Consider the following 21,846-nt stretch of genomic DNA (forward strand, 5'->3'; position numbering starts at 1 on the left):
GAATTGCATCTCCTACTTGGTTCTGGTGCCGGTCTCAGCGCGCGGCGGCGGTGATGGAGGCCTTGGCGGCTGCGGTCACGGCTTCGGCGGTGAGGCCGAACTCGCGGAACAGGACGGCGCCGTCGGCGGAGGCACCGAAGTGCTCCAGCGAGACGATCCGGCCCGCGTCCCCGACGTAACGGTGCCAGGTCAGGCCGATGCCGGCCTCGACCGCGACTCGCGCCTTGACGGAGGGCGGCAGAACGCTGTCCTTGTACTCCTGGTCCTGCTCCTCGAACCACTCGACCGACGGCATCGAGACCACGCGCGCCGGAACGCCCTCGGCCTGCAGCGCCTCGCGCGCGGCGACGGCGAGCTGGACCTCGGAACCGGTGCCGATGAGCACGACCTGCGCGGGGCCGCCCTCGGCCTCGAACAGCACGTACCCGCCCTTGGCGGCGTCCTCGTTGCGCTCGTAGGTCGGCACGCCCTGGCGGGTCAGCGCCAGACCGTGCGGGGCGCCCTTGCCGAACACCTTGGTGTGGCGGCGCAGGATCTCGCGCCAGGCGATGGCGGTCTCGTTCGCGTCGGCCGGACGGACGACGTTCAGACCAGGGATGGCGCGCAGCGCGGCGACGTGCTCGACCGGCTGGTGGGTCGGGCCGTCCTCGCCGAGGCCGATGGAGTCGTGCGTCCACACGTACGTCACCGGCAGGTGCATCAGCGCGGACAGGCGGACGGCGTTGCGCATGTAGTCGGAGAACACCAGGAAGGTGCCGCCGTAGATGCGGGTGTGGCCGTGCAGGGCGATGCCGTTCATGGCCGCGGCCATGGCGTGCTCGCGGATGCCGAAGTGGATGGTGCGGCCGTACGGGTCGGCCTCCGGCAGCGGGTTGCCCTTCGGCAGGAACGAGGAGTTCTTGTCGATGGTGGTGTTGTTGGAGCCGGCCAGGTCGGCCGAGCCGCCCCACAGCTCCGGGATGATCGCGCCGAGCGCTTCGAGGACCTTGCCGGAAGCGGCGCGGGTGGCGACGCCCTTGCCGGTCTCGAAGACGGGGAGCTTGTCCTCCCACCCCGCGGGCAGCTCGTTGGCGTTGATGCGGTCGAAGGAGGCCGCGCGCTCCGGGTTGGCGGTGCGCCAGGCGGAGAAGTCCTTCTCCCAGGCTGCCTTGGCCTCGCGGCCGCGGTCCCCGAGGGCGCGGGTGTGGGCGATGACCTCGTCGGAGACCTCGAAGGTCTGCTCCGGGTCGAAGCCGAGCACGCGCTTGGTCGCGGCGACCTCGTCGTTGCCGAGGGCCGAGCCGTGGGAGGCCTCGGTGCCCTGGGCGTGCGGCGCCGGCCAGGCGATGATCGAGCGGGCCGCGATGAAGGACGGGCGCTCCGTCTCGGCCTTGGCGGCCTGGAAGGCCTCGAACAGCGCCTTCGGGTCGAGGTCGCCGTTGGCCTGCGGGGCCACGCGCTGGACGTGCCAGCCGTACGCCTCGTAACGCTTGAGGGTGTCCTCGGAGACGGCGGTCTCGGTGTCGCCCTCGATGGAGATGTGGTTGTCGTCCCACAGCAGCACGAGGTTGCCGAGCTTCTGGTGGCCGGCCAGCGCGGACGCCTCGTGGGAGATGCCCTCCTGGAGGCAGCCGTCGCCCGCGATCGCGTAGACCATGTGGTCGAACGGGGAGGTGCCGGTGGCCGCCTCCGGGTCGAACAGGCCGCGCTCGTAGCGGGCGGCCATGGCCATGCCCACCGCGTTGGCGACGCCCTGGCCCAGCGGGCCGGTGGTGGTCTCGACGGCGGCCGTGTGGCCGTACTCCGGGTGCCCGGGGGTCTTGGAGCCCCAGGTGCGGAACGCCTTGAGGTCGTCCAGCTCCAGGCCGAAGCCACCCAGGTAGAGCTGGGTGTAGAGGGTCAGGGACGAGTGCCCCGCGGAGAGCACGAAACGGTCACGGCCGACCCACTCGGGGTCCGCCGGGTCGTGCCGCATGACCTTCTGGAAGAGGGTGTACGCGGCGGGGGCCAGGCTCATCGCCGTACCGGGGTGGCCGTTTCCGACCTTCTGGACCGCGTCGGCGGCCAGGATGCGGGCGGTGTCGACGGCCCGCTGGTCCAGTTCGGTCCATTCGAGCTCTGTGGTGGTCGGCTTGGTGCTCACCGTTGGTCAGGGCTCCTCTCCACATGTTGTATTCCCGGTGACGAACGACGCACCGGCGCGATTCCGAGCCTACCCCCGCGAGGGCGTGCGGCTATTCGAGTGCAGGCAGTGCGTCGCCGGGTCGGTGCCCCTTGTTCATCCGGCGTCCGCACGCGTGAACCGTCCGTCCGGTCCGATCGGACCAACACGAGACGACCCCGGCGCGGGACGACACAAGTGCAACGTCTAGAGTGGCGTGGTACGCGCAAGCCTTTACCGGGCCTTCATGTCCTGAAGGGTCCGAGTCGGAGCTTGCTGGATTCTCTCTCAGGGGTGTGCGTGACGGCCGTCGAATCCCGTCCAGCGGGGGTGCTCGGGACGAGCCCCGGTCACCGGCCGTTCGGGGCCCGGGTCATGGCTTTCGTGGCATTGACCAAGCCGCGGATCATCGAACTTCTGCTGATCACCACAGTGCCGGTGATGTTCCTCGCCCAGCAGGGCGTGCCACCGATGTGGCTGGTGCTCGCCACCTGCTTCGGCGGCTACCTCTCCGCGGGCGGCGCCAACGCGCTGAACATGTACATCGACCGCGACATCGACGCGCTGATGGACCGTACGGCGCAGCGTCCGCTGGTGACCGGCATGGTGAGCCCGCGCGAGTGCCTGGTCTTCGGCATCTCGCTCGGCGTGATCTCCACCCTGTTCTTCGGGCTGCTGATCAACTGGCTGTCGGCGGCGCTCTCGCTCGGCGCGCTCCTCTTCTACGTCGTGGTCTACACGATGCTGCTCAAGCGGCGCACGGCGCAGAACATCGTCTGGGGCGGGATCGCCGGCTGCCTGCCGGTGCTCATCGGCTGGTCGGCCGTCAAGAACGAGGTCTCCGGGGCCGCGGTCATCCTCTTCCTCGTCATCTTCTTCTGGACGCCGCCGCACTACTGGCCGCTGTCGATGAAGGTGAAGGACGACTACGCGCGCGTCGGCGTGCCGATGCTGCCGGTGGTGGCGGGCAACAAGGCCGTGGCCAAGCAGATCGTCCTCTACAGCTGGGTGATGGTGGCGGTCTCGCTGCTGCTGACCCCGCTGGGGTACACGGGCTGGTTCTACACCTCGGTCGCGCTGGTGGCCGGCGGCTGGTGGCTGTGGGAGGCGCACGCGCTGAACGCCCGCGCCAAGGCCGGGGTGACGGGAGCGAAGCTCAAGGAGATGCGGCTGTTCCACTGGTCCATCACCTATGTGTCGCTCCTCTTCGTCGCCGTGGCCGTGGATCCCTTCCTCCGTTGATTACTCGCCGGTAGCATGCCGTCCATGGCAGAGACCGCGGAGACCGCAGACACCGCAGCAGACAAGAAGCAGACCCGCACGGCGGCGAAGCTGGCCCGGCAGATCGGCGCGTTCGCCAAGCAGCACGGCGGCGTCGAGGGCCACCTCGCGCACATCGGCCAGGCGGGCACCCGGATCGTGCTCGTCGGCACCGACGGGGGCTGGGGCGACCTGGTCGCCCCGACCCACACCGTGGCCCGGCTCGCCGCCGAGCAGGCCGGGCTGACCCTCCACGACGAGTTCGACGGAGAGTTCGCCGCCCGCGTCCGGACCGGCCCGTACGAGTGGACCCGCATGGCCGGCATCCAGGTCGGAGGCCCGGCCAACCCGGCCTAGCCCGCGGTGACCGCGCCCCCGGCCCGCAGCCCCCACGGGGCTCCAGGGCCGCAGGGGCGCGCCGTGCGTCCGGGAGGCGAAGGGGCGCCCCAAGAGTCGGTCAAGAGCCCGAGCACAACCAACTGCCCCGCTCACCCGTTAGGACCGTGGAACCCGCTTCCTCACGTCCGCAACGGGATGCCCGGATGATCGAAACGCCGCCCCTGGTGGACCAGCACTGCCACGGAGTGCTCCGCACCGAGCTGGGACTCGCCACGTTCGAGGCCCGGCTGACCGGCGCGGCCGGCCCGCCCGCCGCCGGCACCACCTTCTTCGACACCCAGGCCGGCTTCGCCGTGCGCCGCTGGTGCCCGCCGCTGCTCGGGCTGGAGCCCCACTGCGCGCCCGCCCGCTACCTGGCCCGGCGGCGCGAACTCGGGCCCGCCGAGACCGGGCGGCTGCTGCTGCGCGGTTCCGGGGTGGGCGCCTACCTGGTCGACACGGGGGCGCCCGGGGATCTCACCGGCGCGAAGGAGCTGGCGCGCGCCGGGGAGGCGCAGGCCTTCGAGGTGGTCCGGCTGGAGTCGCTCGCCGAGCGGGCCGCCGACGGCTCCGGGACCGTCGCGGCCTTCCTGGCCGGCCTGGGCGGCGCCGTCCACCACGCCGCGGCCTCGGCCGTGGCCTTCGGCTGCGGGGCCGGCACCGGATACGCCCGCGCGCTCGCGGACGACCCGAGCCCGCCGGGCCCCGGCGAGGTGCGCGGGGCCGCCGGCCGGTGGCTGGCCGGGCGGGCGGGGGGAGGACCCGTACGGGACCCCGTACTCCTGCGGCACCTGCTGTGGAGCGCCGTGAGCTCCGGGCTGCCGGTCCAACTGCACACCGGTGCGCGGGAGCCCGGGGAGCTGACCGGGTTCGTACGGGCCACCGAGGGCCTGGGCACGCAGCTGGTGCTGCTCGGCGGATACCCCCACCACCGGCACGCGGCCGGACTGGCCGCCGCGTACCCGCACGTCCACGCCGATCTGGGACCCGCCCTCGCGGCTACGGGTGCCCGCGCCGCCGCCGTCCTGGCCGAACTGCTGGAACTCGCCCCCTTCGGGAAGCTGCTCTTCTCCAGCGGGGGCCGGCAGCTGCCGGAGCTGCACGCCGTCGGCGCGCTGGTGTTCCGCGAGGCGCTGGGCCGGGTCCTGGGCGGCTGGGTCGCCGACGGGGCCTGGTCCTGGCGGGACGCGGACCGGGTGGCGGCGATGGTCGCGGCCGGCAACGCCCGGCGGGTCTACCGGCTGGACGAGCGGGGCTGAGGCGGGTCAGACCGCGGAGAGCTGCGCGTCGTCCCGAGCCGGGACCTGCGCCGGGTCGGCGGAGCGCTCGCGCAGGCTCAGCACCACGCGGAGCACGGAGATCCAGACCAGGCAGGAGCCGAGCATGTGCACGGCGACCAGCACCTCGGGCACGTCCGTGAAGAACTGGACGTAGCCGATGGCCCCCTGGGCGAGCAGCACGACCAGCAGGTCACGGGCGCGCGCCCGGGTGTCGTCGGGGGCGTCCACCACGCGCAGCACCAGCCACATGGCGACGGCGAGCGCGCAGACCAGCCAGGCGGAGATCGCGTGCACGTGCGCGGTGGTGGCCCAGTCGAACGGCATGCGCTTGATCTCGCTGCTGTCCCCGGCGTGCGGGCCGGAGCCGGTGACGACCGTACCGGCCGCGATCAGCACCAGTGTGGTCGCGACCAGCGCCCACGAGAGCTTGCGCACCGGACCGGGCACGCGCGGGCGGGGGGCGGCGTCGCCCTCGCCGGTGCGCTGCCAGGTGACGGTGGTGACGGCGATCAGGCTGGTGGCGAGGAGGAAGTGGCCGGCCACGCTGTAGGGGTTGAGCCCGGTCAGGACGGTGATGCCGCCCAGGACCGCGTTGCCCATCACGAGCGCGAACTGGAGCCAGCCGAGCTTCGTCAGCGAGTGCCGCCAGGGTTCGGCGGAGCGGGCCGCGAGGATGATCCCGCCGACGGCCGCGCACAGCACGTAGGTCAGCATGCGGTTGCCGAACTCGATGGCCCCGTGGAAGCCCTGCGCCTGCGTCACGACCAGGCTGTCGTCGGTGCACTTGGGCCAGGTGTCGCAGCCGAGACCGGATCCGGTCAGCCGCACGGCGCCACCGGTGACGACGATGAGCACGCTCATGACGAGCGCGGCGAGCGCGGCGCGCCGGACGGTCCGGGGTGACGGGGTCCAGCGGCTGGCGATGTACGCGAAGGGGTTCAACACGGCCACTATCGTAAAGGCCGCCTTGTGCAAACTTTCACGAGGGGGTGGCGGCGGGTGAGTCGGGCCCGATGACCAGGCGGAACCTGGCTCCGGCCGGGTCTCCCTCCACGTGCCACCAGACGCGGACGCGCCACAGCGCGCCGTCGCCCGGGTAGGCCGCCGACTCCATGAAGCCCCGTATCAGCCCGGCCGCCACCTCCTCCGCCGTACGGTTCCTCACCTCCGCCGCGTCGCGCCACGGCGCGGGCTGCGGGGCCCACAGTCCGTCCGGCCCGCGCACCTCGATCCGCCACACCGCGCGCCAGGGCGTGACCTCCAGCATCGTCACCACCTGCTCGGTGTCCAGCCCCAGCCGGGCGGCGATCTCCGCCTCCGCCACGCCCTGGATCCGGGCCGCCACCACCGCCTGCGGGAGCAGCCGTTCCGGCAGCAGCCCCTCGGTCCGCAGGCCGGCCAGCGATTCGAAGGTCAGGAAGCGCAGCCGCAGCTCCAGCTGGCGGCCGATGTGGTCCAGGGCCTCCTCGGCCTCCTGCGCCTCCTCGGGCCCGGGGGCCGCGAGCAGCATCCGGCGGAAACCGGCCTCGGCGTCCACCGCCCAGGCGACCGCGTCGGAGGCGAAACCCAGCTCGGCGAGGCGGTCCCCGAGGAATACCTTGGCCTGCGCGAGCCCCCGCCGGTTGACGGGGTCGTGCTGGTCGAGGGAGGCCCACACCTCCACGGCGGCCCGGGTCAGATCGCGGGCCCGCTCGCCCGCCGCCCGTTCCATGGTGCTCGGGCCGCTCTCGCCCCCCGCCCCCAGCGGGTGGCGGGGCAGCCGGTCCGCGTCGCTCAGCGGCCAGGCCAGCCAGACCCCCTGGTTGATCAGGCCCCGGGCGTACCAGCGGGCGTACTCCGGCGCGTGCCCGGCGGCCTGCCGCGCGTGCCGCAGGCCCTCCTCGATGGCGGCCAGCGCCCCGGCCCGGTCCCCGGCCCCGAACCGGCGGGCCGCGAGGTCGCCCAGGCGCAGCCCGAGCCGGGCCGCGCAGTCGGCGTCGGTCCGGGCGGGCTCGCGCAGCGCCCCGATCAGCTCGGCCAGCAGCCGGTCGCTCTCCGCGGGATCCGCGTGCGCGGCCCCCGAGCGGATCCGCGCCCATTGTTCGTCCAGCCGTAGAACGGCCTCCCGCTGTGCCATGCCAGCCCCCCGGCGTCCCGGTCGTCGTGCGTCAGTGATGAGCGGAGGTGGTCAGCCCCCTGCCCGCCCAACGCACGGCGGCCGGGATTCACTCCCAGCGGAAGAACTTCGCGGCGGCGCCCAGCCCCAGCACCGCCCAGACGGCCAGGACCGCCGCGTCGCCCCAGGGCAGCGCGGTCCCGTGCCGGAGCACCTCGCGCAGACCGTCGGAGAGCGCCGAGATCGGCAGCAGCCCCAGGACGGACTGCACGGCGCCGGGGAACTTCTCCAGCGGCACGATCACCCCGCCGCCGACCAGCAGCAGCAGGAACACCAGGTTGGCGGCGGCCAGGGTGGCCTCGGCCCTGAGGGTGCCCGCCATCAGCAGCCCGAGCCCGGAGAACGCGGCCGTGCCGAGCAGCAGCAGGGCGGCGACGGACAGCGGGTTCCCCTGCGGGGACCAGCCCAGCGCGAGGGCGATCACCGTCAGCAGGGCGACCTGGAGGACCTCGGTGACCAGCACCGACAGGGTCTTGGCGGTCATCAGGGCCCAGCGCGGCAGCGGGGAGGCCCCGAGCCGCTTGAGCACCCCGTAGCGGCGGTCGAAGCCGGTGGCGATGGCCTGCCCGGTGAAGGCGGTGGACATCACGGCGAGCGCGAGGACGCCGGGCGCGAGGAAGTCGACGGACTTCCCGGCGCCCGTGTCCACGATGTCCACGGCGGAGAACAGGGTCAGCAGCAGCGCCGGGATGATGACGGTGAGCAGCAGCTGCTCCCCGTTGCGCAGCAGCATCCGGGTCTCCAGTGCCGTCTGCGTGACGATCATGCGGGACACGGGCGCGGCCCCCGGGCGGGGGGTGAACGTGCCGGCGCTCATGCGCGCAGCTCCTTACCGGTCAGTTCGAGGAAGACGTCTTCGAGGGTGTGCCGCTCCACCGAGAGGCTGCTGGGCAGCACCCCGTGCTGGGCGCACCAGGAGGCGACGGTGGCCAGCAGCTGCGGGTCCACCTCGCCGGTGACCCGGTAGGCGCCCGGGGTGAGCTCGGCGGCCTGGGTGCCGTCGGGCAGGGCCTTGAGCAGGGAGGCCAGGTCGAGGGAGGGGCGGCCGGTGAAGCGCAGGGTGTTCTCGGCGCCGCCGCGGCACAGCTCCTCGGGGCTGCCGTGGGCGATGACCCGGCCGGCGTCCATGATGGCGACCTCGTCGCTGAGCTGCTCGGCCTCGTCCATGTGGTGGGTGGTGAGGACGACGGTGACCCCGTCGGAGCGCAGTTCCCGTACGAGGTCCCAGGTCGCGCGGCGGGCCTGCGGGTCGAGGCCCGCGGTGGGCTCGTCCAGGAAGACCAGCTCCGGGCGGCCGACGACGGCCAGGGCCAGGGCGAGCCGCTGCTGCTGACCGCCGGAGAGCCGGCGGTAGGGGGTGCGGCCGCAGCCGCCGAGGCCGAGGCGTTCCACGAGGGTGTCCACGTCCAGGGGGTGCGCGTGGAGCCTGGCCACGTGGCGGAGCATCTCCACGGCGCGGGCGCCGGAGTAGACCCCGCCGGACTGGAGCATGACGCCTATCCGCGGGCGCAGGGCCTCGGCGTCGGCGGCCGCGTCGAGGCCGAGGACGCGGACGGTGCCGGCGTCGGGGCGGACGTAGCCCTCGCAGGTCTCCACGGTGGTGGTCTTGCCCGCGCCGTTGGGGCCGAGGACCGCGGTGACGCGGGCGCGGGGGACGGTGAGGTCGAGGCCGTCCACGGCGGTCTTGGTGCCGTACCGCTTCACCAGTCCGCGGATCTCCACGGCGGGGTCGTTGCTCATGGGGGGTGAGTCTACGGAGCCCGCCGGGGGGTCCCCGGCCCTGGGGTGGCGGGGCCGCGGGCACGGTGGAGGGCGTCGCGCGGAGCGTCGGGACGAGGCCGGGATCTTCGTCCGCGGGCCGCCGAGGGGGGTTTTCGGGGCCGTCGGATTCGAACACCGCGTCGCGAACACGGCTCTTTTCGGGCCGGCGGTCCTGGATGGCCCAGTCGGTTTCCGTGATCTTTTCCGGAATCCCGTCTTCACCGCGCCCGGCTCGATCCCGGGTGGAGCCTTGCTGGTGGGAGCCGTTTAACGGTTCACCGGAAGGGGCCGGGGTGAATGCGGATCGATGCCCTCCGATTAACTCTCCGTCGATAAATTAGGTAACCCTTAGTGATGGATGACACCAGGAGTGGCCTCCGTCACGGCTTGTCGGGGCTCGCTTAATTACGCAACAATGGCGTTGTGAAATACGGCGAACGGATGAGCGAGGCCCCTCAGGGGGAGCTCGCGACCGGGGAGCGGTCAACCCGCAACCGGGTCGCGCGGTCCATCCTGGACCACGGCCCCTCCACCGTCGCCGACCTCGCGCAGCGTCTCGGCCTCACCCAGGCCGCCGTCCGCCGCCACCTCGACACGCTCGTCGCCGACGACGTGGTCGCACCCCGTGAGCAGCGTGTGTACGGCGCACGCACCCGGGGCCGGCCCGCCAAGGTCTTCGCGCTCACCGACTGCGGCCGCGACGCCTTCGACCAGTCCTACGACAAGCTCGCCGCGGACGCCCTGCGCTGGATCGCGCAGTCCGTCGGCGGGGGCGAGCAGGGGGAGGCGGCCGTCGCCGCCTTCGCCAGGGCGCGCATGGAGGCGCAGGCGCAGACCTACCGGGAGTCCGTCGAGGCGGCCGCACCCGCGGACCGCACCGAGGCCCTGGCCAAGGCGTTGACCGTGGACGGGTACGCTGCTACGGCGAAGAGCGCTCCCGGTCCGCACAGCGGTGAACAGCTCTGTCAGCACCACTGCCCGGTCGCACACGTCGCCGAGCAGTTCCCGCAGCTCTGCGAGGCGGAGACCGAGGTCTTCTCCCGCCTGCTCGGGACGCATGTGCAGCGCCTCGCCACGATCGCCCACGGCGACGGGGTGTGCACCACGTTCATTCCGCGAAGCGCCACACAGACCGACACATCAGTATCTGCAAGTACGGCCGGGAGGAACCCCGCATGACCACGGAGACTGCTCACCCTGAGCTCGATGGCCTGGGCACCTACGAATACGGCTGGGCCGACTCCGACGCGGCCGGCGCGGCTGCCAAGCGGGGTCTGTCCGAGGAGGTCGTCCGCGACATCTCGGCGAAGAAGTCCGAGCCGGAGTGGATGCTGAACCTCCGCCTCAAGGGCCTCAAGCTGTTCGGCAAGAAGCCCATGCCCAACTGGGGTTCCGACCTCTCGGGCATCGACTTCGACAACATCAAGTACTTCGTGCGCTCCACCGAGAAGCAGGCCGCTTCCTGGGAGGACCTGCCCGAGGACATCAAGAACACGTACGACAAGCTCGGCATCCCGGAGGCGGAGAAGCAGCGCCTCGTCGCCGGTGTCGCGGCCCAGTACGAGTCCGAGGTCGTCTACCACCAGATCCGCGAGGACCTGGAGGAGCAGGGCGTCATCTTCCTCGACACGGACACCGCGCTCAAGGAGCACCCGGAGCTCTTCCAGGAGTACTTCGGCACGGTCATCCCGGTCGGCGACAACAAGTTCGCGTCGCTGAACACCGCGGTGTGGTCCGGCGGCTCGTTCATCTACGTCCCCAAGGGTGTCCACGTGGACATCCCGCTCCAGGCCTACTTCCGCATCAACACGGAGAACATGGGCCAGTTCGAGCGGACGCTGATCATCGTCGACGAGGACGCCTACGTCCACTACGTCGAGGGCTGCACCGCCCCGATCTACTCCTCGGACTCGCTGCACAGCGCCGTGGTCGAGATCATCGTCAAGAAGGGCGGCCGCTGCCGCTACACGACCATCCAGAACTGGTCGAACAACGTCTACAACCTGGTCACCAAGCGCGCCGTGGCGTACGAGGGCGCGACCATGGAGTGGATCGACGGCAACATCGGTTCCAAGGTCACCATGAAGTACCCGGCCGTCTACCTGATGGGCGAGCACGCCAAGGGCGAGACCCTCTCCATCGCCTTCGCGGGCGAGGGCCAGCACCAGGACGCCGGCTCCAAGATGGTCCACATGGCGCCGAACACCTCCTCCAACATCGTCTCCAAGTCGGTGGCGCGAGGCGGCGGCCGCACCTCCTACCGCGGCCTGGTCGAGATCGGCGAGGGCGCCGCGGGCTCCAAGTCCAACGTGCTGTGCGACGCGCTCCTGGTCGACACCATCTCCCGCTCGGACACCTACCCCTACGTCGACGTCCGCGAGGACGACGTGACGATGGGCCACGAGGCCACCGTCTCCAAGGTCTCCGACGACCAGCTCTTCTACCTGATGAGCCGCGGCCTGACCGAGTTCGAGGCCATGGCCATGATCGTGCGCGGCTTCGTCGAGCCGATCGCGAAGGAGCTCCCGATGGAGTACGCGCTGGAGCTCAACCGGCTGATCGAGCTGCAGATGGAGGGCTCGGTCGGCTAGTCCCGGCCGCCGCCCGGCATCCAGCACATTCTTTGACGTAGGCGTTTTTTAAGAGAGCGAGCAACACGACAGCCATGGCTGAGGCTCAGAACATCCCGGCGGGCTCCACCACCGCCGGCGCGATCGCGGTGGCCGCCGAGTCCACCGTCGCCACCCGGATGAGCGCGCCCCCGTCCTTCGACGTGGCCGACTTCCCGGTTCCGAACGGCCGTGAGGAGGAGTGGCGGTTCACCCCGCTGGCCCGCCTCAAGGGCCTGCACGACGGCACCGCGGTCGCCGACGGCACCATGAAGGCCCAGATCGACGCGCCCGAGGGCGTCACGATCGAGTCGGTCGAGCGCGGCGACGAGCGGATCGGCAAGGCCGGCACCCCCGTCGACCGCGTCTCCGCGCAGGCCTTCTCCTCGTTCGCCAAGGCCACGGTCGTCACCGTGCCCAAGGAGACCGTGCTCGCCGAGCCGATCCGGGTCGCCCTGCACGGCGAGGGCGGCACGACCTTCGGTCACACCGTCTTCGACATCAAGCCCTTCGCCGAGGCGATCATCGTGATCGACCACACCGGTGACGGCGTCCGCGCCGCCAACGTCGACATCCTCGTCGGCGACGGTGCCAAGGTGACCTTCGTGTCCGTGCAGGACTGGGACGACACCGCCGTCCACACCTCCCAGCACAACGCGCTGGTCGGCCGCGACGCGAGCTTCAAGTCCGTGGTCGTGACCTTCGGCGGCGACCTCGTCCGCCTCCACCCCCGGATCGCCTACGCGGGCCCCGGCGGCGAGGCCGAGATGCTCGGTCTGTACTTCACGGACGCCGGCCAGCACCAGGAGCACCGCCTCCTGGTCACGCACGACGCCCCGCACTGCAAGTCGAACGTGGTCTACAAGGGCGCGCTCCAGGGCCAGGACGCCCACGCCGTCTGGATCGGTGACGTCCTCATCGAGAAGAGCGCCGAGGGCACCGACACCTACGAGATGAACCGCAACCTCGTCCTGACGGACGGCGCGCGGGTCGACTCGGTGCCGAACCTGGAGATCGAGACCGGCGAGATCGTCGGCGCCGGCCACGCCTCCGCCACCGGCCGCTTCGACGACGAGCAGCTCTTCTACCTCCAGGCGCGCGGCATCCCGGCCGACGAGGCCCGCCGTCTGGTCGTGCGCGGCTTCTTCGCCGAGCTCGTCCAGCAGATCGGTGTCGACGACATCGAGGAGCGCCTGCTCGCCAGGATCGAGACCGAGCTGGCGGCGTCCGTCTGATGAGCTACCTCAAGGCCTGTGCGCTGAGCGAGCTGGAGGAGAACACCCCCAAGCGGGTGGAACTCGACGGCACGCCGGTGTCCATCGTGCGCGCCGAGGGCGAGGTGTTCGCGATCAACGACATCTGCTCGCACGCGAACGTCTCGCTCTCGGAGGGCGAGGTCGAGGACTGCATGATCGAGTGCTGGCTGCACGGGTCGGCCTTCGACCTGCGCACCGGGAAGCCTTCCGGTCTGCCCGCGACCCGCCCCGTACCCGTTTACCCCGTAAAGATCGAAGGGGACGACGTGCTCGTCTCCCTCACCCAGGAGTCCTGAGGTATCCATGGCAACGCTTGAAATCCACGACCTGCACGTCTCCGTCGAGGCCGAGAACGGCGCCCGCGAGATCCTCAAGGGCGTCGACCTCACCGTCAAGCAGGGTGAGACGCACGCCATCATGGGTCCGAACGGCTCCGGCAAGTCCACGCTGGCGTACTCGCTGGCCGGTCACCCGAAGTACACCATCACCGGTGGCACCGTGACCCTCGACGGCGAAGACGTCCTGGAGATGTCCGTCGACGAGCGCGCCCGCGCCGGCGTCTTCCTCGCCATGCAGTACCCGGTCGAGGTCCCCGGCGTCTCGGTCTCCAACTTCCTGCGGACCTCGGCCACGGCCATCCGCGGCGAGGCCCCCAAGCTGCGCACCTGGGTGAAGGAGGTCAAGTCCGCGATGGAGCAGCTCCAGATGGACCCGGCCTTCGCCGAGCGCAACGTGAACGAGGGCTTCTCCGGCGGTGAGAAGAAGCGCCACGAGATCCTCCAGCTGGAGCTCCTGAAGCCGAAGATCGCGATCCTCGACGAGACCGACTCCGGCCTGGACGTCGACGCGCTGCGCATCGTCTCCGAGGGCGTCAACCGCGTCCGCGAGACCGGTGAGGTCGGCACCCTGCTGATCACCCACTACACGCGCATCCTGCGCTACATCAAGCCCGACTTCGTGCACGTCTTCGCCAACGGCCGCATCGCCGAGTCCGGCGGCGCCGAGCTGGCCGACGTGCTGGAGGCCGAGGGCTACGACAAGTACGTGAAGGGTGGCGCGACCGCGTGACACAGCTGCCTGGCCTCCTCGACACCGAGGCGATCCGCAAGGACTTCCCCCTGCTGGATCGTGTGGTCCACGACGGGAAGAAGATCGTTTACCTGGACAACGCGGCGACCTCGCAGAAGCCGCGCCAGGTGCTCGACGCGCTGAACGAGTACTACGAGCGGCACAACGCCAACGTCCACCGCGGCGTGCACGTGCTCGCCGAGGAGGCCACGGCGCTGTACGAGGGTGCCCGCGACAAGGTCGCCGCCTTCATCAACGCACCGAGCCGCGACGAGGTGATCTTCACCAAGAACGCCTCCGAGTCGCTCAACCTGGTGGCGAACATGCTCGGCTGGGCGGAGGAGCCCTACCGGGTCGACCGCGAGACCGAGATCGCCATCACGGAGATGGAGCACCACTCCAACATCGTGCCGTGGCAGCTGCTCTCGCAGCGCACCGGCGCGAAGCTGAAGTGGTTCGGCCTCACCGACGACGGCCGGCTCGACCTGTCCAACATCGAAGAGGTCATCACGGAGAAGACGAAGATCGTCTCCTTCACGCTGGTCTCCAACATCATGGGCACGGTCAACCCGGTCGAGGCGATCGTCCGGCGCGCGCAGGAGGTCGGCGCGCTGGTGCTGATCGACGCCTCGCAGGCCGCTCCGCACATGCCGCTGGACGTCCAGGCCCTCGGCGCCGACTTCGTGGCCTTCACCGGCCACAAGATGTGCGGCCCGACCGGCATCGGCGTCCTGTGGGGACGCCAGGAGCTGCTGGAGGACCTGCCCCCGTTCCTCGGCGGCGGCGAGATGATCGAGACCGTCTCGATGCACTCGTCGACGTACGCCCCCGCGCCCCACAAGTTCGAGGCCGGCACGCCCCCGATCGCCCAGGCCGTCGGCCTCGGCGCGGCCGTGGACTACCTGACCTCGATCGGCATGGACAAGATCGCCGCTCACGAGCACGCGATCACCGAGTACGCGGTCAAGCGCCTCCTGGAGGTGCCGGACCTGCGGATCATCGGCCCGACCACGGCCGAGGACCGCGGCGCCGCGATCTCCTTCACGCTCGGGGACATCCACCCGCACGACGTCGGCCAGGTGCTCGACGAACAGGGCATCGCGGTCCGCGTGGGACACCACTGCGCGCGCCCCGTCTGCCTGCGGTACGGAATTCCCGCGACGACGCGAGCGTCGTTCTACCTGTACTCCTCTCCTGCCGAGGTCGACGCGCTGATCGACGGGCTGGAGCACGTACGGAACTTCTTCGGATGATGAAGAGTCGGACGACACGAGGCTGACGAGGACGCAGTGAAGCTGGATTCGATGTACCAGGACCTGATCCTGGACCACTACAAGCACCCGCACGGCCGCGGCCTGCGCGACGGTGACGCCGAGGTGCACCACGTCAACCCGACGTGCGGCGACGAGATCACGCTGCGCGTGAAGTACGACGGGGAGACGCTCACCGACGTCTCCTACGAGGGCCAGGGCTGCTCCATCAGCCAGGCCAGCGCGTCCGTACTGAACGAGCTGCTCGTCGGCAAGCAGCTGGCCGAGGCGCAGAAGATCCAGGCCACGTTCCTGGAGCTGATGCAGTCCAAGGGCAAGCTGGAGCCCGACGAGGCCATGGAGGAGGTGCTGGAGGACGCGGTCGCCTTCTCCGGCGTCTCCAAGTATCCGGCGCGCGTGAAGTGTGCTCTCCTGAGCTGGATGGCGTGGAAGGACGCGACCGCCCAGGTGCTGGGCGACGCGGAGAGGAAGACGGCATGACCGAGAACGCGACGCCCGAGGCGTCGATCAAGCCGGCCACCGAGGAAGAGGTCCGCGAGGCCCTCTACGACGTGGTCGACCCCGAGCTGGGCATCGACGTCGTCAACCTGGGCCTGATCTACGGCATCCACATCGACGACGCGAACATCGCCACCCTCGACATGACCCTCACCTCGGCGGCCTGCCCGCTGACGGACGTCATCGAGGACCAGGCGAAGTCGGCGACGGACGGCATCGTCAGCGAACTTCGCATCAACTGGGTCTGGATGCCCCCGTGGGGCCCGGACAAGATCACGGACGACGGCCGTGAGCAGCTGCGCGCGCTCGGTTTCAACGTCTGACCGACGCGCATGTGAGAGGGCCCCCGGCACGGTCGTGCCGGGGGCCCTCCCTGTTCTCCGGCCCGACAAGTGAAGTGCACCAGGAGTTGGCCACGGTGGCCGAATCTTCTCGATGGCCGTCCTGACGGGACGGAGCACACGAGAGGAACCCCTGTGACCGTTCGCCCTTCAGCGGCCCGCCGCTGCGGCGCCGTGGCCGCCGCCGGGGCCGCCGCCCTGCTCCTGGCCGGGCTGACCGTGCTCGCCCGCGCGGACACGGGATACGCCGCCCCGACGATCACCCTGTCCGCCGACCACCTCAGCGGCGCCGTCGAGGGCTCCGGCGACCCCACCGTCACGGCCGACGTGGAGCAGGCCGGCGTCCCGGCCGGGTTCCTGCGCCTCCAGGTGGTCTCCTCCAGCAACCCGGCCGTCGCCGCGGTGGACGACGTACGGCAGGAACGCACGCCGGAAGGCGACCGCAGGCTGACGGTCCGGGCCCGCGCCCAGGGGTACACCGACCTCACCCTGCGCGTCACCGGCCGCGGCGGCCGGACCGCCACCGCCGTCCTCTCCTACGCCGCCTCGGCGCGGACCGCCGCCGCCCCCGCGACCCGCTACCTCACCGGCTCCTCCGACGCCTCGGCCGCCGTGGACGTCGGCGGCGGCTACGCCCTGGTCGCCGACGACGAGTCCAACGTGCTGCGCCTGTACGACCGTTCCCGCTCCGGCGCACCCGTCAGGACCTGGGACCTCGGCCCCGCGCTCGGCGCGAAGAAGGAGGCGGACATCGAGGCCGCCGCCCGGGTCGGCGACACCGTCTACTGGACCGGCTCGCTCGGCAACAACAAGGACGGCAAGTACAAGTCCGAACGGAACACCGTCTTCACCACCCGGATCACCGGCTCGGGCGCCACCACCGAGGTCACCTTCACCGCCGCCTACAAGGGCCTGCGCGAGGACCTCGTGGCCTGGGACGGCGCGAACGGCAACCGGTACGGCTTCGCGGCGGGGACGGCCGCGGGTGAGGTCCCGAAGCAGATCGACGGCTTCAACGTGGAGGGTCTGGAGTTCGCCCCGGGCTCGACGACCACCGCCTACCTGGGCTTCCGTGCCCCGCTGGCCCCGGCCGTGCCCGGCGGCAAGGCGCTGCTGGTGCCCGTCACGAACTTCGACAAGGTGCTCTCCAGCGGTGCCAAGGCCGTCTTCGGGTCCGGGATCGAGCTGGACCTGGGCGGGCTCGCGGTGCGTGACATCCGCAAGAACGCCGCCGACCAGTACCTGATCCTGGCCGGCTCCTGGGCCGCCGACGACAACTCCGACCCCTACGCCCTCTACCAGTGGGACGGGATCCCCGGCCACGCCCCGGTCAAGCGCGCCGACCTGCCGACCGGCGACCCCGGTGGCTGGGAGGCCATCGTGAGCGTGCCCGACCTGCGGGTGCCCGGCGCCCGCGTACAGCTCATCACCGACAACGGTGCCGCCGACCTCTACGGCGACGGCACCGAAGCCAAGGACCTGACGCACCCGGAGTGGAAGAAGTCCCGCTCCGCCTGGTTCGCGCTCGGCCCGATTCGTGGGGGACACCGATGAACAACAAGCACCTGGGTACGGCCGCGCTCGCGGCGATCCTCCTGGCCGGGCTCAACGCCCCTGCCCAGGCCGTCAGTTACGGCACGCCGACCATCTCGTTCTCGTCCTCGTACCTGTCCGGGGCCGTCGGCGGGGTCGGCGACCAGACCGTGGACGTCACCGTGGGGCAGAGCGGGGCCGACGTCTCCGCGCTCACCGTCAGCGCCACCGCCTCCAGCAAGACCTCCGTCGCCGGAACGGGCGACGTCACCGTGACCGGCGCCGGCGCCGTGCGACAGCTCGCCGTCACCGCGCGCGGCCGCGGCTACGCCAACCTCACCATCAAGGTCAGCGGGCTCGGCGGCAAGAGCGCCACCAAGACCCTGTCCTACGCGGCCTCCACCGCCGTCCAGAACCCGGCCGACGCCCGCTACCTCAGCGGCGCCTCCGACTCCTCGGCGGCCGTGGACGTCGGCGGCGGCTACACGGTGGTCGCCGACGACGAGTCCAACGTGCTGCGCCTGTACGACCGTTCCCGCTCCGCCGCACCCGTCAGGACCTGGGACTTCAGCTCCCAGCTCGGCGTCACCAAGGAGGTGGACATCGAGGGCGCGACCCGGATCGGCGACACCGTCTACTGGACCGGCTCGCTCGGCAACAACAAGGACGGCGAGTACAAGGCCCCCCGCAACACCGTCTTCACCACCACGGTGAGCGGCTCCGGCTCCGCGACCCAGCTCGCGTACGGGCGCTCGAACAAGAAGCTCCGCGACGACCTCGTGGCCTGGGACGGCGCGAACGGCAACCGGTACGGCTTCGCGGCGGGGACGGCCGCCGGTGAGGTCCCGAAGCAGATCGACGGCTTCAACATGGAGGGTCTGGAGTTCGCCCCGGGTTCCACGACCACCGCCTACCTGGGCTTCCGTGCCCCGCTGGCCCCGGCCGTGCCCGGCGGCAAGGCGCTGCTGGTGCCCGTCACGAACTTCGACAAGGTGCTCTCCAGCGGTGCCAAGGCCGTCTTCGGGTCCGGGATCGAGCTGGACCTGGGCGGGCTCGCGGTGCGTGACATCCGCAAGAACGCCGCCGACCAGTACCTGATCCTGGCCGGCTCCTGGGCCGCCGACGACAACTCCGACCCCTACGCCCTCTACCAGTGGGACGGGATCCCCGGCCACGCCCCGGTCAAGCGCGCCGACCTGCCGACCACCGACCCGGGCGGCTGGGAGGCCATCGTGGACGTGCCGGACCTGACCGTCCCCGGGGCCCGGGTCCAGCTGATCACCGACAGCGGCTCGGCCGACCTCTACGGCGACGGCACCGAGGCCAAGGACCTGACGCACCCGGAGTGGAAGAAGTCCCGCTCCGCGTGGTTCACGCTGTCCTAGGGGGCTGTTTCGGCGGTCAGGGTCTCCGCCAGGTGTTCGTGGCGGATCCGCCGGTCCACGTAGAGGAGACCGGCGGGCAGCTGTGGGAAGGCCGGCAGCAGGACCAGGGCCGCCAGTGCGCCCGGGAGGCCGGCCTGCGCCAGCAGCGCGTACCCGGCACCCGCGGTGAAGGCGACGGCCGGTGCGGTCCAGCAGAAGGTGCGCCACCAGGCACCCTGCACCAGCCGGGCCGAGCGGCGCAGTGCCGCCACCGGGCCGAGCCCCTCGTACCCGGCGGCGGTGGGCGCCAGCGAGAACAGCACGCCCAGCCACAGGGCGACCGGAGCCAGGGGCGGCAGCACCAGCGGCGGCAGCCCCGCCGCCAGGGCCGCCACGCCCGGGCCCGCCGCCGTCAGCAGGGCCGTCAGCTGGGCGCCGAGCACCCTTGGGGTACGGGGCAGCGCGGCTCCGAGCAGTCCCGGCACGGTCACGGCACGGCCCAGGACCGCCGGCCGCAGCAGGGCCGCGATCAGGGCGGTGGCCAGCGCGCAGGTGAAGACCAGGAACAGGGCCGCCGCCGGGAGGAGCACCCAGACGAAGGCCCGTTCACCGGCCCGGGGGCTGAGCGAGGCCAGGGCCGCCGCCCCCGCCGCCGCGACGACCAGCACCCCCGCCGCGAGCTGGCCGAGGAGCAGGGCACCGCACAGCCGGCCGCCGTAGCGGGACAGGGCGGTGAAGGCGCCCCCGAGGATGTCGCCGGGCCCCAGCGGGCGCAGGGGCACCACGCCCGGCCGGGGCCGTTGTGGAGGCAGCCAGCCGCCGCCCCTGTGGGTCCAGTGCTGTGCCATGCGCGGTCCCCCTGTCGTGTGCGGGGGGACACCGTAGTACCGGAGCCTGTGAGTGTCCTGAGGCTTGCGTGTGTACATGTGTACGCATCGATGTGTACTGTTGTACGCATGCCGTACGTACTGCTTGCGGCGGCCATAGCCGCCGAGGTCGCCGGGACCACCGCGATGAAGTACAGCGAGGGGTTCACCAGGCTCTGGCCCTCGCTGGGGACGCTGCTGGGCTACGTGGTCGCCTTCAGCCTGCTCGCGCAGACGCTGAAATCGATGTCGGTCGGCACCGCGTACGCGATCTGGGCCGGAGTCGGCACCGCCGCCATCGCGGCCATCGGCATGGTCTTCATGGGGGAGGCCGCCACCGCCGCGAAGCTGGCCGGGATCGCCCTGATCATCGCCGGGGTGGTCCTCCTGAACCTCGGCGGAGCGGCCCACTGATGGCCGCCGGGACGCGCCGGTACGACCCGGAGCGGCGGCAGCGGATCATCGATGCCGCGATCCGGGTGGTGGGGGCCAAGGGGATCGCGGGGCTCAGCCACCGCAGCGCCGCGGCCGAGGCGGACGTACCGCTGGGCTCGACGACCTACCACTTCAAGAACCTGGACGACCTGCTGGTGGCGGCCCTGCGGCAGGCGAATGAGGCCTACGCGCCCGAGCTCGCGCCCCGCGGGGACGAGGACCTGGCCGACGCCTTGGCCCGGCTGCTAAGGGAGGTCCTGGCGGCGGACCGGGGCCGGGCGGAGCTGGAGTACGAGCTCTACCTGGCCGCCCTGCGCCGGCCCGCGCTGCGGCCGGTCGCGGCCGAGTGGCTGGAGTCGGTGGCCGGCGCGCTGGCGGAGCACACCGATCCCGTGACGGCGCGGGCGCTGGTGGCCGTGATGGACGGCATCTGCCTCCAGGTCCTGCTGACGGACCGCCCGTACGAGGAGCCGTACGCCCGCGAGGTCCTGGCCCGGGTCCTCGGCCTGCCGCCGCGGCAGTGAGCGGTGGGCGGCCGGCGGTGAGCGGCCGGCGGTGAGCGGCCGGGAGGTGGCGTGGCTGGGCGGGCCCGGGTGGCGGGCCAGGGCCGGGACGGCCACGGTCCCCCCGCGCCCGGCGGGCGGCCGAGGGCGTAGGCGGACCGGAACGTCCCCACCGCGCGCAGACCGGGCCGGCGGCCCGCTCCGCTCCTGATCACGGCGCGGCGCGCACCGCCGCCAGGGCCGCCGCGACGCTCGCCTCGATGTCCCGGATCGGGTAGAACACCTCGCGCACCGTGCGCTCCCGGTCCACGACCAGCGTCAGCCGCTTCAGCCGGCTCACCCCGCCCGCGCGGAAGGTCGGCAGCCGCAGGGCCGTCACCAGGTCCAGCTCCGCGTCCGAGAGGAGCGGGAAGCGCAGCCGCTCGTGCTCCGCGAACTCCCGCTGCTCGTCCGGGCGCTGGGTCGAGACCCCGTGGACGGTGGCGCCGGCCGCGGTGAACTCCGCGAGCTGGTCGCGGAAGGTGCACGACTCCAGGGTGCACCCCTTCGCGCCGGGGATCCCCGCCCAGCCGGGCGGGTAGGCCTCGGCCCGGGCGTAGGCGCCGGGGAAGCAGTACAGGACGGTGAACGGCGTGTCCGCCACCGGGTCGCGGAGCTCGCCGAAACGGTCCGGCAGCAGCAGCTCCGGCAGCCGGGTGCCGCGCAGCGCGTGCACCCGTGCGGCCTCCTTCGAGGACTCCTCGGTCGTCGCCGTCATCTCTCCCTCTCCCAGGATCCAGGCGTCGCCCCAGTCCTGGAGGGCGACCAGGACCGGGAGCAGGCCCCGCCCGCGCGGGGTCAGCCGGTACTCGTGCCGCACCGGGCGCTCCTGGTACGGCGTGCGCGTCAACACCCCGGCCTCGACCAGCAGCTTCAGCCGCTCGGCGAGCACCTTGCGCGACATGCCCAGCTCGCCCTGGAGCTCGTCGAAGCGGTGCAGACCGCGCGCCGTGTCGCGCACGATCAGCAGCGTCCACCAGTCGCCCACGACGTCGAGGGCCTGGGCGATGGAACAGTCCGCGTCGCCGAGGTGTGTGCGCTGGGCCATGGCACTCCTTTGTCCGTTGACCCCAGGCTGCCATGCTGACA

22 protein-coding genes are annotated in these 21,846 nt (G+C 71.7%); 15 read left to right on the forward strand and 7 right to left on the reverse strand.

All coding sequences use genetic code 11. The features are described 5' to 3' along the window. Positions 1-34: 34 nt before the first annotated feature. Positions 35-2,122, reverse strand: a complete 2,088-nt coding sequence (gene tkt, locus SLAV_RS27835) for a transketolase (protein WP_030237159.1) — start codon at positions 2,120-2,122, stop codon at positions 35-37. 312 nt (positions 2,123-2,434) lie between these two features. Here tkt and SLAV_RS27840 point away from each other — a divergent pair, with 312 nt between their 5' ends. From SLAV_RS27840 to SLAV_RS27850, 3 genes are all read left to right on the forward strand, one after another. Then, positions 2,435-3,382, forward strand: coding sequence for a heme o synthase (locus SLAV_RS27840; protein ID WP_078950559.1), 948 nt, complete (start codon positions 2,435-2,437; stop codon positions 3,380-3,382). Positions 3,383-3,397: 15 nt separating this feature from the next. Further along, on the forward strand, positions 3,398-3,757 hold the full coding sequence (locus SLAV_RS27845; protein WP_030237154.1) for a hypothetical protein: 360 nt from the start codon (positions 3,398-3,400) through the stop codon (positions 3,755-3,757). A 185-nt stretch (positions 3,758-3,942) separates the two neighbouring features. After that, positions 3,943-5,037 carry an amidohydrolase family protein gene (locus SLAV_RS27850; RefSeq protein WP_030237152.1) on the forward strand — a complete coding sequence of 365 codons (1,095 nt, stop codon included), beginning with the start codon at positions 3,943-3,945 and terminating at the stop codon, positions 5,035-5,037. Between the two features lie 6 nt (positions 5,038-5,043). On the opposite strand, the gene SLAV_RS27855 is transcribed toward SLAV_RS27850, so the two are convergent. The 4 genes from SLAV_RS27855 to SLAV_RS27870 all read right to left on the reverse strand — a co-directional run bounded on the left by SLAV_RS27855 (position 5,044) and on the right by SLAV_RS27870 (position 8,953). Then, positions 5,044-6,033, reverse strand: a complete 990-nt coding sequence (locus tag SLAV_RS27855; protein WP_030237149.1) for a COX15/CtaA family protein — start codon at positions 6,031-6,033, stop codon at positions 5,044-5,046. Between the two features lie 4 nt (positions 6,034-6,037). Then, positions 6,038-7,174, reverse strand: coding sequence for a hypothetical protein (locus SLAV_RS27860; protein ID WP_051841290.1), 1,137 nt, complete (start codon positions 7,172-7,174; stop codon positions 6,038-6,040). 88 nt (positions 7,175-7,262) lie between these two features. Continuing rightward, complete coding sequence (locus SLAV_RS27865; protein WP_030237143.1) at positions 7,263-8,030, reverse strand: ABC transporter permease; 768 nt, start codon at positions 8,028-8,030, stop codon at positions 7,263-7,265. Then, positions 8,027-8,953 carry an ABC transporter ATP-binding protein gene (locus SLAV_RS27870; RefSeq protein ID WP_030237141.1) on the reverse strand — a complete coding sequence of 309 codons (927 nt, stop codon included), beginning with the start codon at positions 8,951-8,953 and terminating at the stop codon, positions 8,027-8,029. Before SLAV_RS27870 ends, SLAV_RS27865 begins: the two co-directional genes overlap by 4 nt. A 462-nt stretch (positions 8,954-9,415) precedes the next feature. On the opposite strand from SLAV_RS27870, the gene SLAV_RS27875 reads away from it, so the two are divergent. The 10 genes from SLAV_RS27875 (at position 9,416) to SLAV_RS27920 (ending at position 18,935) form a co-directional block, all read left to right on the forward strand. Further along, on the forward strand, positions 9,416-10,153 hold the full coding sequence (locus SLAV_RS27875) for a helix-turn-helix transcriptional regulator (RefSeq protein WP_037688150.1): 738 nt from the start codon (positions 9,416-9,418) through the stop codon (positions 10,151-10,153). Beyond that, positions 10,150-11,565, forward strand: coding sequence for a Fe-S cluster assembly protein SufB (gene sufB / locus SLAV_RS27880; protein ID WP_030237135.1), 1,416 nt, complete (start codon positions 10,150-10,152; stop codon positions 11,563-11,565). Before SLAV_RS27875 ends, sufB begins: the two co-directional genes overlap by 4 nt. A gap of 74 nt (positions 11,566-11,639) precedes the next feature. Beyond that, on the forward strand, positions 11,640-12,818 hold the full coding sequence (gene sufD / locus SLAV_RS27885; RefSeq protein ID WP_030237132.1) for a Fe-S cluster assembly protein SufD: 1,179 nt from the start codon (positions 11,640-11,642) through the stop codon (positions 12,816-12,818). After that, positions 12,818-13,135 (forward strand): bifunctional 3-phenylpropionate/cinnamic acid dioxygenase ferredoxin subunit, encoded by a 318-nt coding sequence (locus SLAV_RS27890; RefSeq protein ID WP_030237129.1) that lies wholly within the window; start codon positions 12,818-12,820, stop codon positions 13,133-13,135. The genes sufD and SLAV_RS27890 overlap by 1 nt, the downstream gene beginning before the upstream one ends. A 7-nt stretch (positions 13,136-13,142) precedes the next feature. Then, on the forward strand, positions 13,143-13,907 hold the full coding sequence (gene sufC / locus SLAV_RS27895; protein WP_030237127.1) for a Fe-S cluster assembly ATPase SufC: 765 nt from the start codon (positions 13,143-13,145) through the stop codon (positions 13,905-13,907). After that, complete coding sequence (locus SLAV_RS27900) at positions 13,904-15,160, forward strand: cysteine desulfurase (RefSeq protein ID WP_030237124.1); 1,257 nt, start codon at positions 13,904-13,906, stop codon at positions 15,158-15,160. Before sufC ends, SLAV_RS27900 begins: the two co-directional genes overlap by 4 nt. A 36-nt stretch (positions 15,161-15,196) precedes the next feature. Further along, on the forward strand, positions 15,197-15,658 hold the full coding sequence (gene sufU, locus SLAV_RS27905; protein ID WP_030237123.1) for a Fe-S cluster assembly sulfur transfer protein SufU: 462 nt from the start codon (positions 15,197-15,199) through the stop codon (positions 15,656-15,658). Continuing rightward, positions 15,655-15,999 carry a metal-sulfur cluster assembly factor gene (locus SLAV_RS27910; RefSeq protein WP_030009139.1) on the forward strand — a complete coding sequence of 115 codons (345 nt, stop codon included), beginning with the start codon at positions 15,655-15,657 and terminating at the stop codon, positions 15,997-15,999. Before sufU ends, SLAV_RS27910 begins: the two co-directional genes overlap by 4 nt. 153 nt (positions 16,000-16,152) lie before the next feature. Next, positions 16,153-17,571 (forward strand): hypothetical protein, encoded by a 1,419-nt coding sequence (locus SLAV_RS27915; RefSeq protein ID WP_425276225.1) that lies wholly within the window; start codon positions 16,153-16,155, stop codon positions 17,569-17,571. Then, complete coding sequence (locus SLAV_RS27920; RefSeq protein WP_100660980.1) at positions 17,568-18,935, forward strand: hypothetical protein; 1,368 nt, start codon at positions 17,568-17,570, stop codon at positions 18,933-18,935. Before SLAV_RS27915 ends, SLAV_RS27920 begins: the two co-directional genes overlap by 4 nt. Here SLAV_RS27920 and SLAV_RS27925 read toward each other — a convergent pair. Further along, complete coding sequence (locus SLAV_RS27925) at positions 18,932-19,762, reverse strand: hypothetical protein (protein ID WP_158740731.1); 831 nt, start codon at positions 19,760-19,762, stop codon at positions 18,932-18,934. The two genes, SLAV_RS27920 and SLAV_RS27925, sit on opposite strands and share 4 nt — an antisense overlap. A gap of 108 nt (positions 19,763-19,870) precedes the next feature. On the opposite strand from SLAV_RS27925, the gene SLAV_RS27930 reads away from it, so the two are divergent. Together SLAV_RS27930 and SLAV_RS27935 are read left to right on the forward strand one after the other, a co-directional pair. Continuing rightward, positions 19,871-20,194: a DMT family transporter gene (locus tag SLAV_RS27930; protein ID WP_030233340.1), complete on the forward strand. Its 324-nt coding sequence runs from the start codon at positions 19,871-19,873 to the stop codon at positions 20,192-20,194. After that, positions 20,194-20,739 carry a TetR/AcrR family transcriptional regulator gene (locus SLAV_RS27935; RefSeq protein ID WP_030233342.1) on the forward strand — a complete coding sequence of 182 codons (546 nt, stop codon included), beginning with the start codon at positions 20,194-20,196 and terminating at the stop codon, positions 20,737-20,739. The genes SLAV_RS27930 and SLAV_RS27935 overlap by 1 nt, the downstream gene beginning before the upstream one ends. 190 nt (positions 20,740-20,929) lie before the next feature. Here SLAV_RS27935 and SLAV_RS27940 read toward each other — a convergent pair whose 3' ends face one another. Continuing rightward, a complete protein-coding gene (locus tag SLAV_RS27940; RefSeq protein WP_030233345.1) occupies positions 20,930-21,805 on the reverse strand; it encodes a winged helix-turn-helix transcriptional regulator in 876 nt (291 codons plus the stop codon). Positions 21,806-21,846 lie beyond the last annotated feature (41 nt).

This window comes from Streptomyces lavendulae subsp. lavendulae, from assembly GCF_002803845.1.
Lineage (GTDB): Bacteria > Actinomycetota > Actinomycetes > Streptomycetales > Streptomycetaceae > Streptomyces > Streptomyces lavendulae.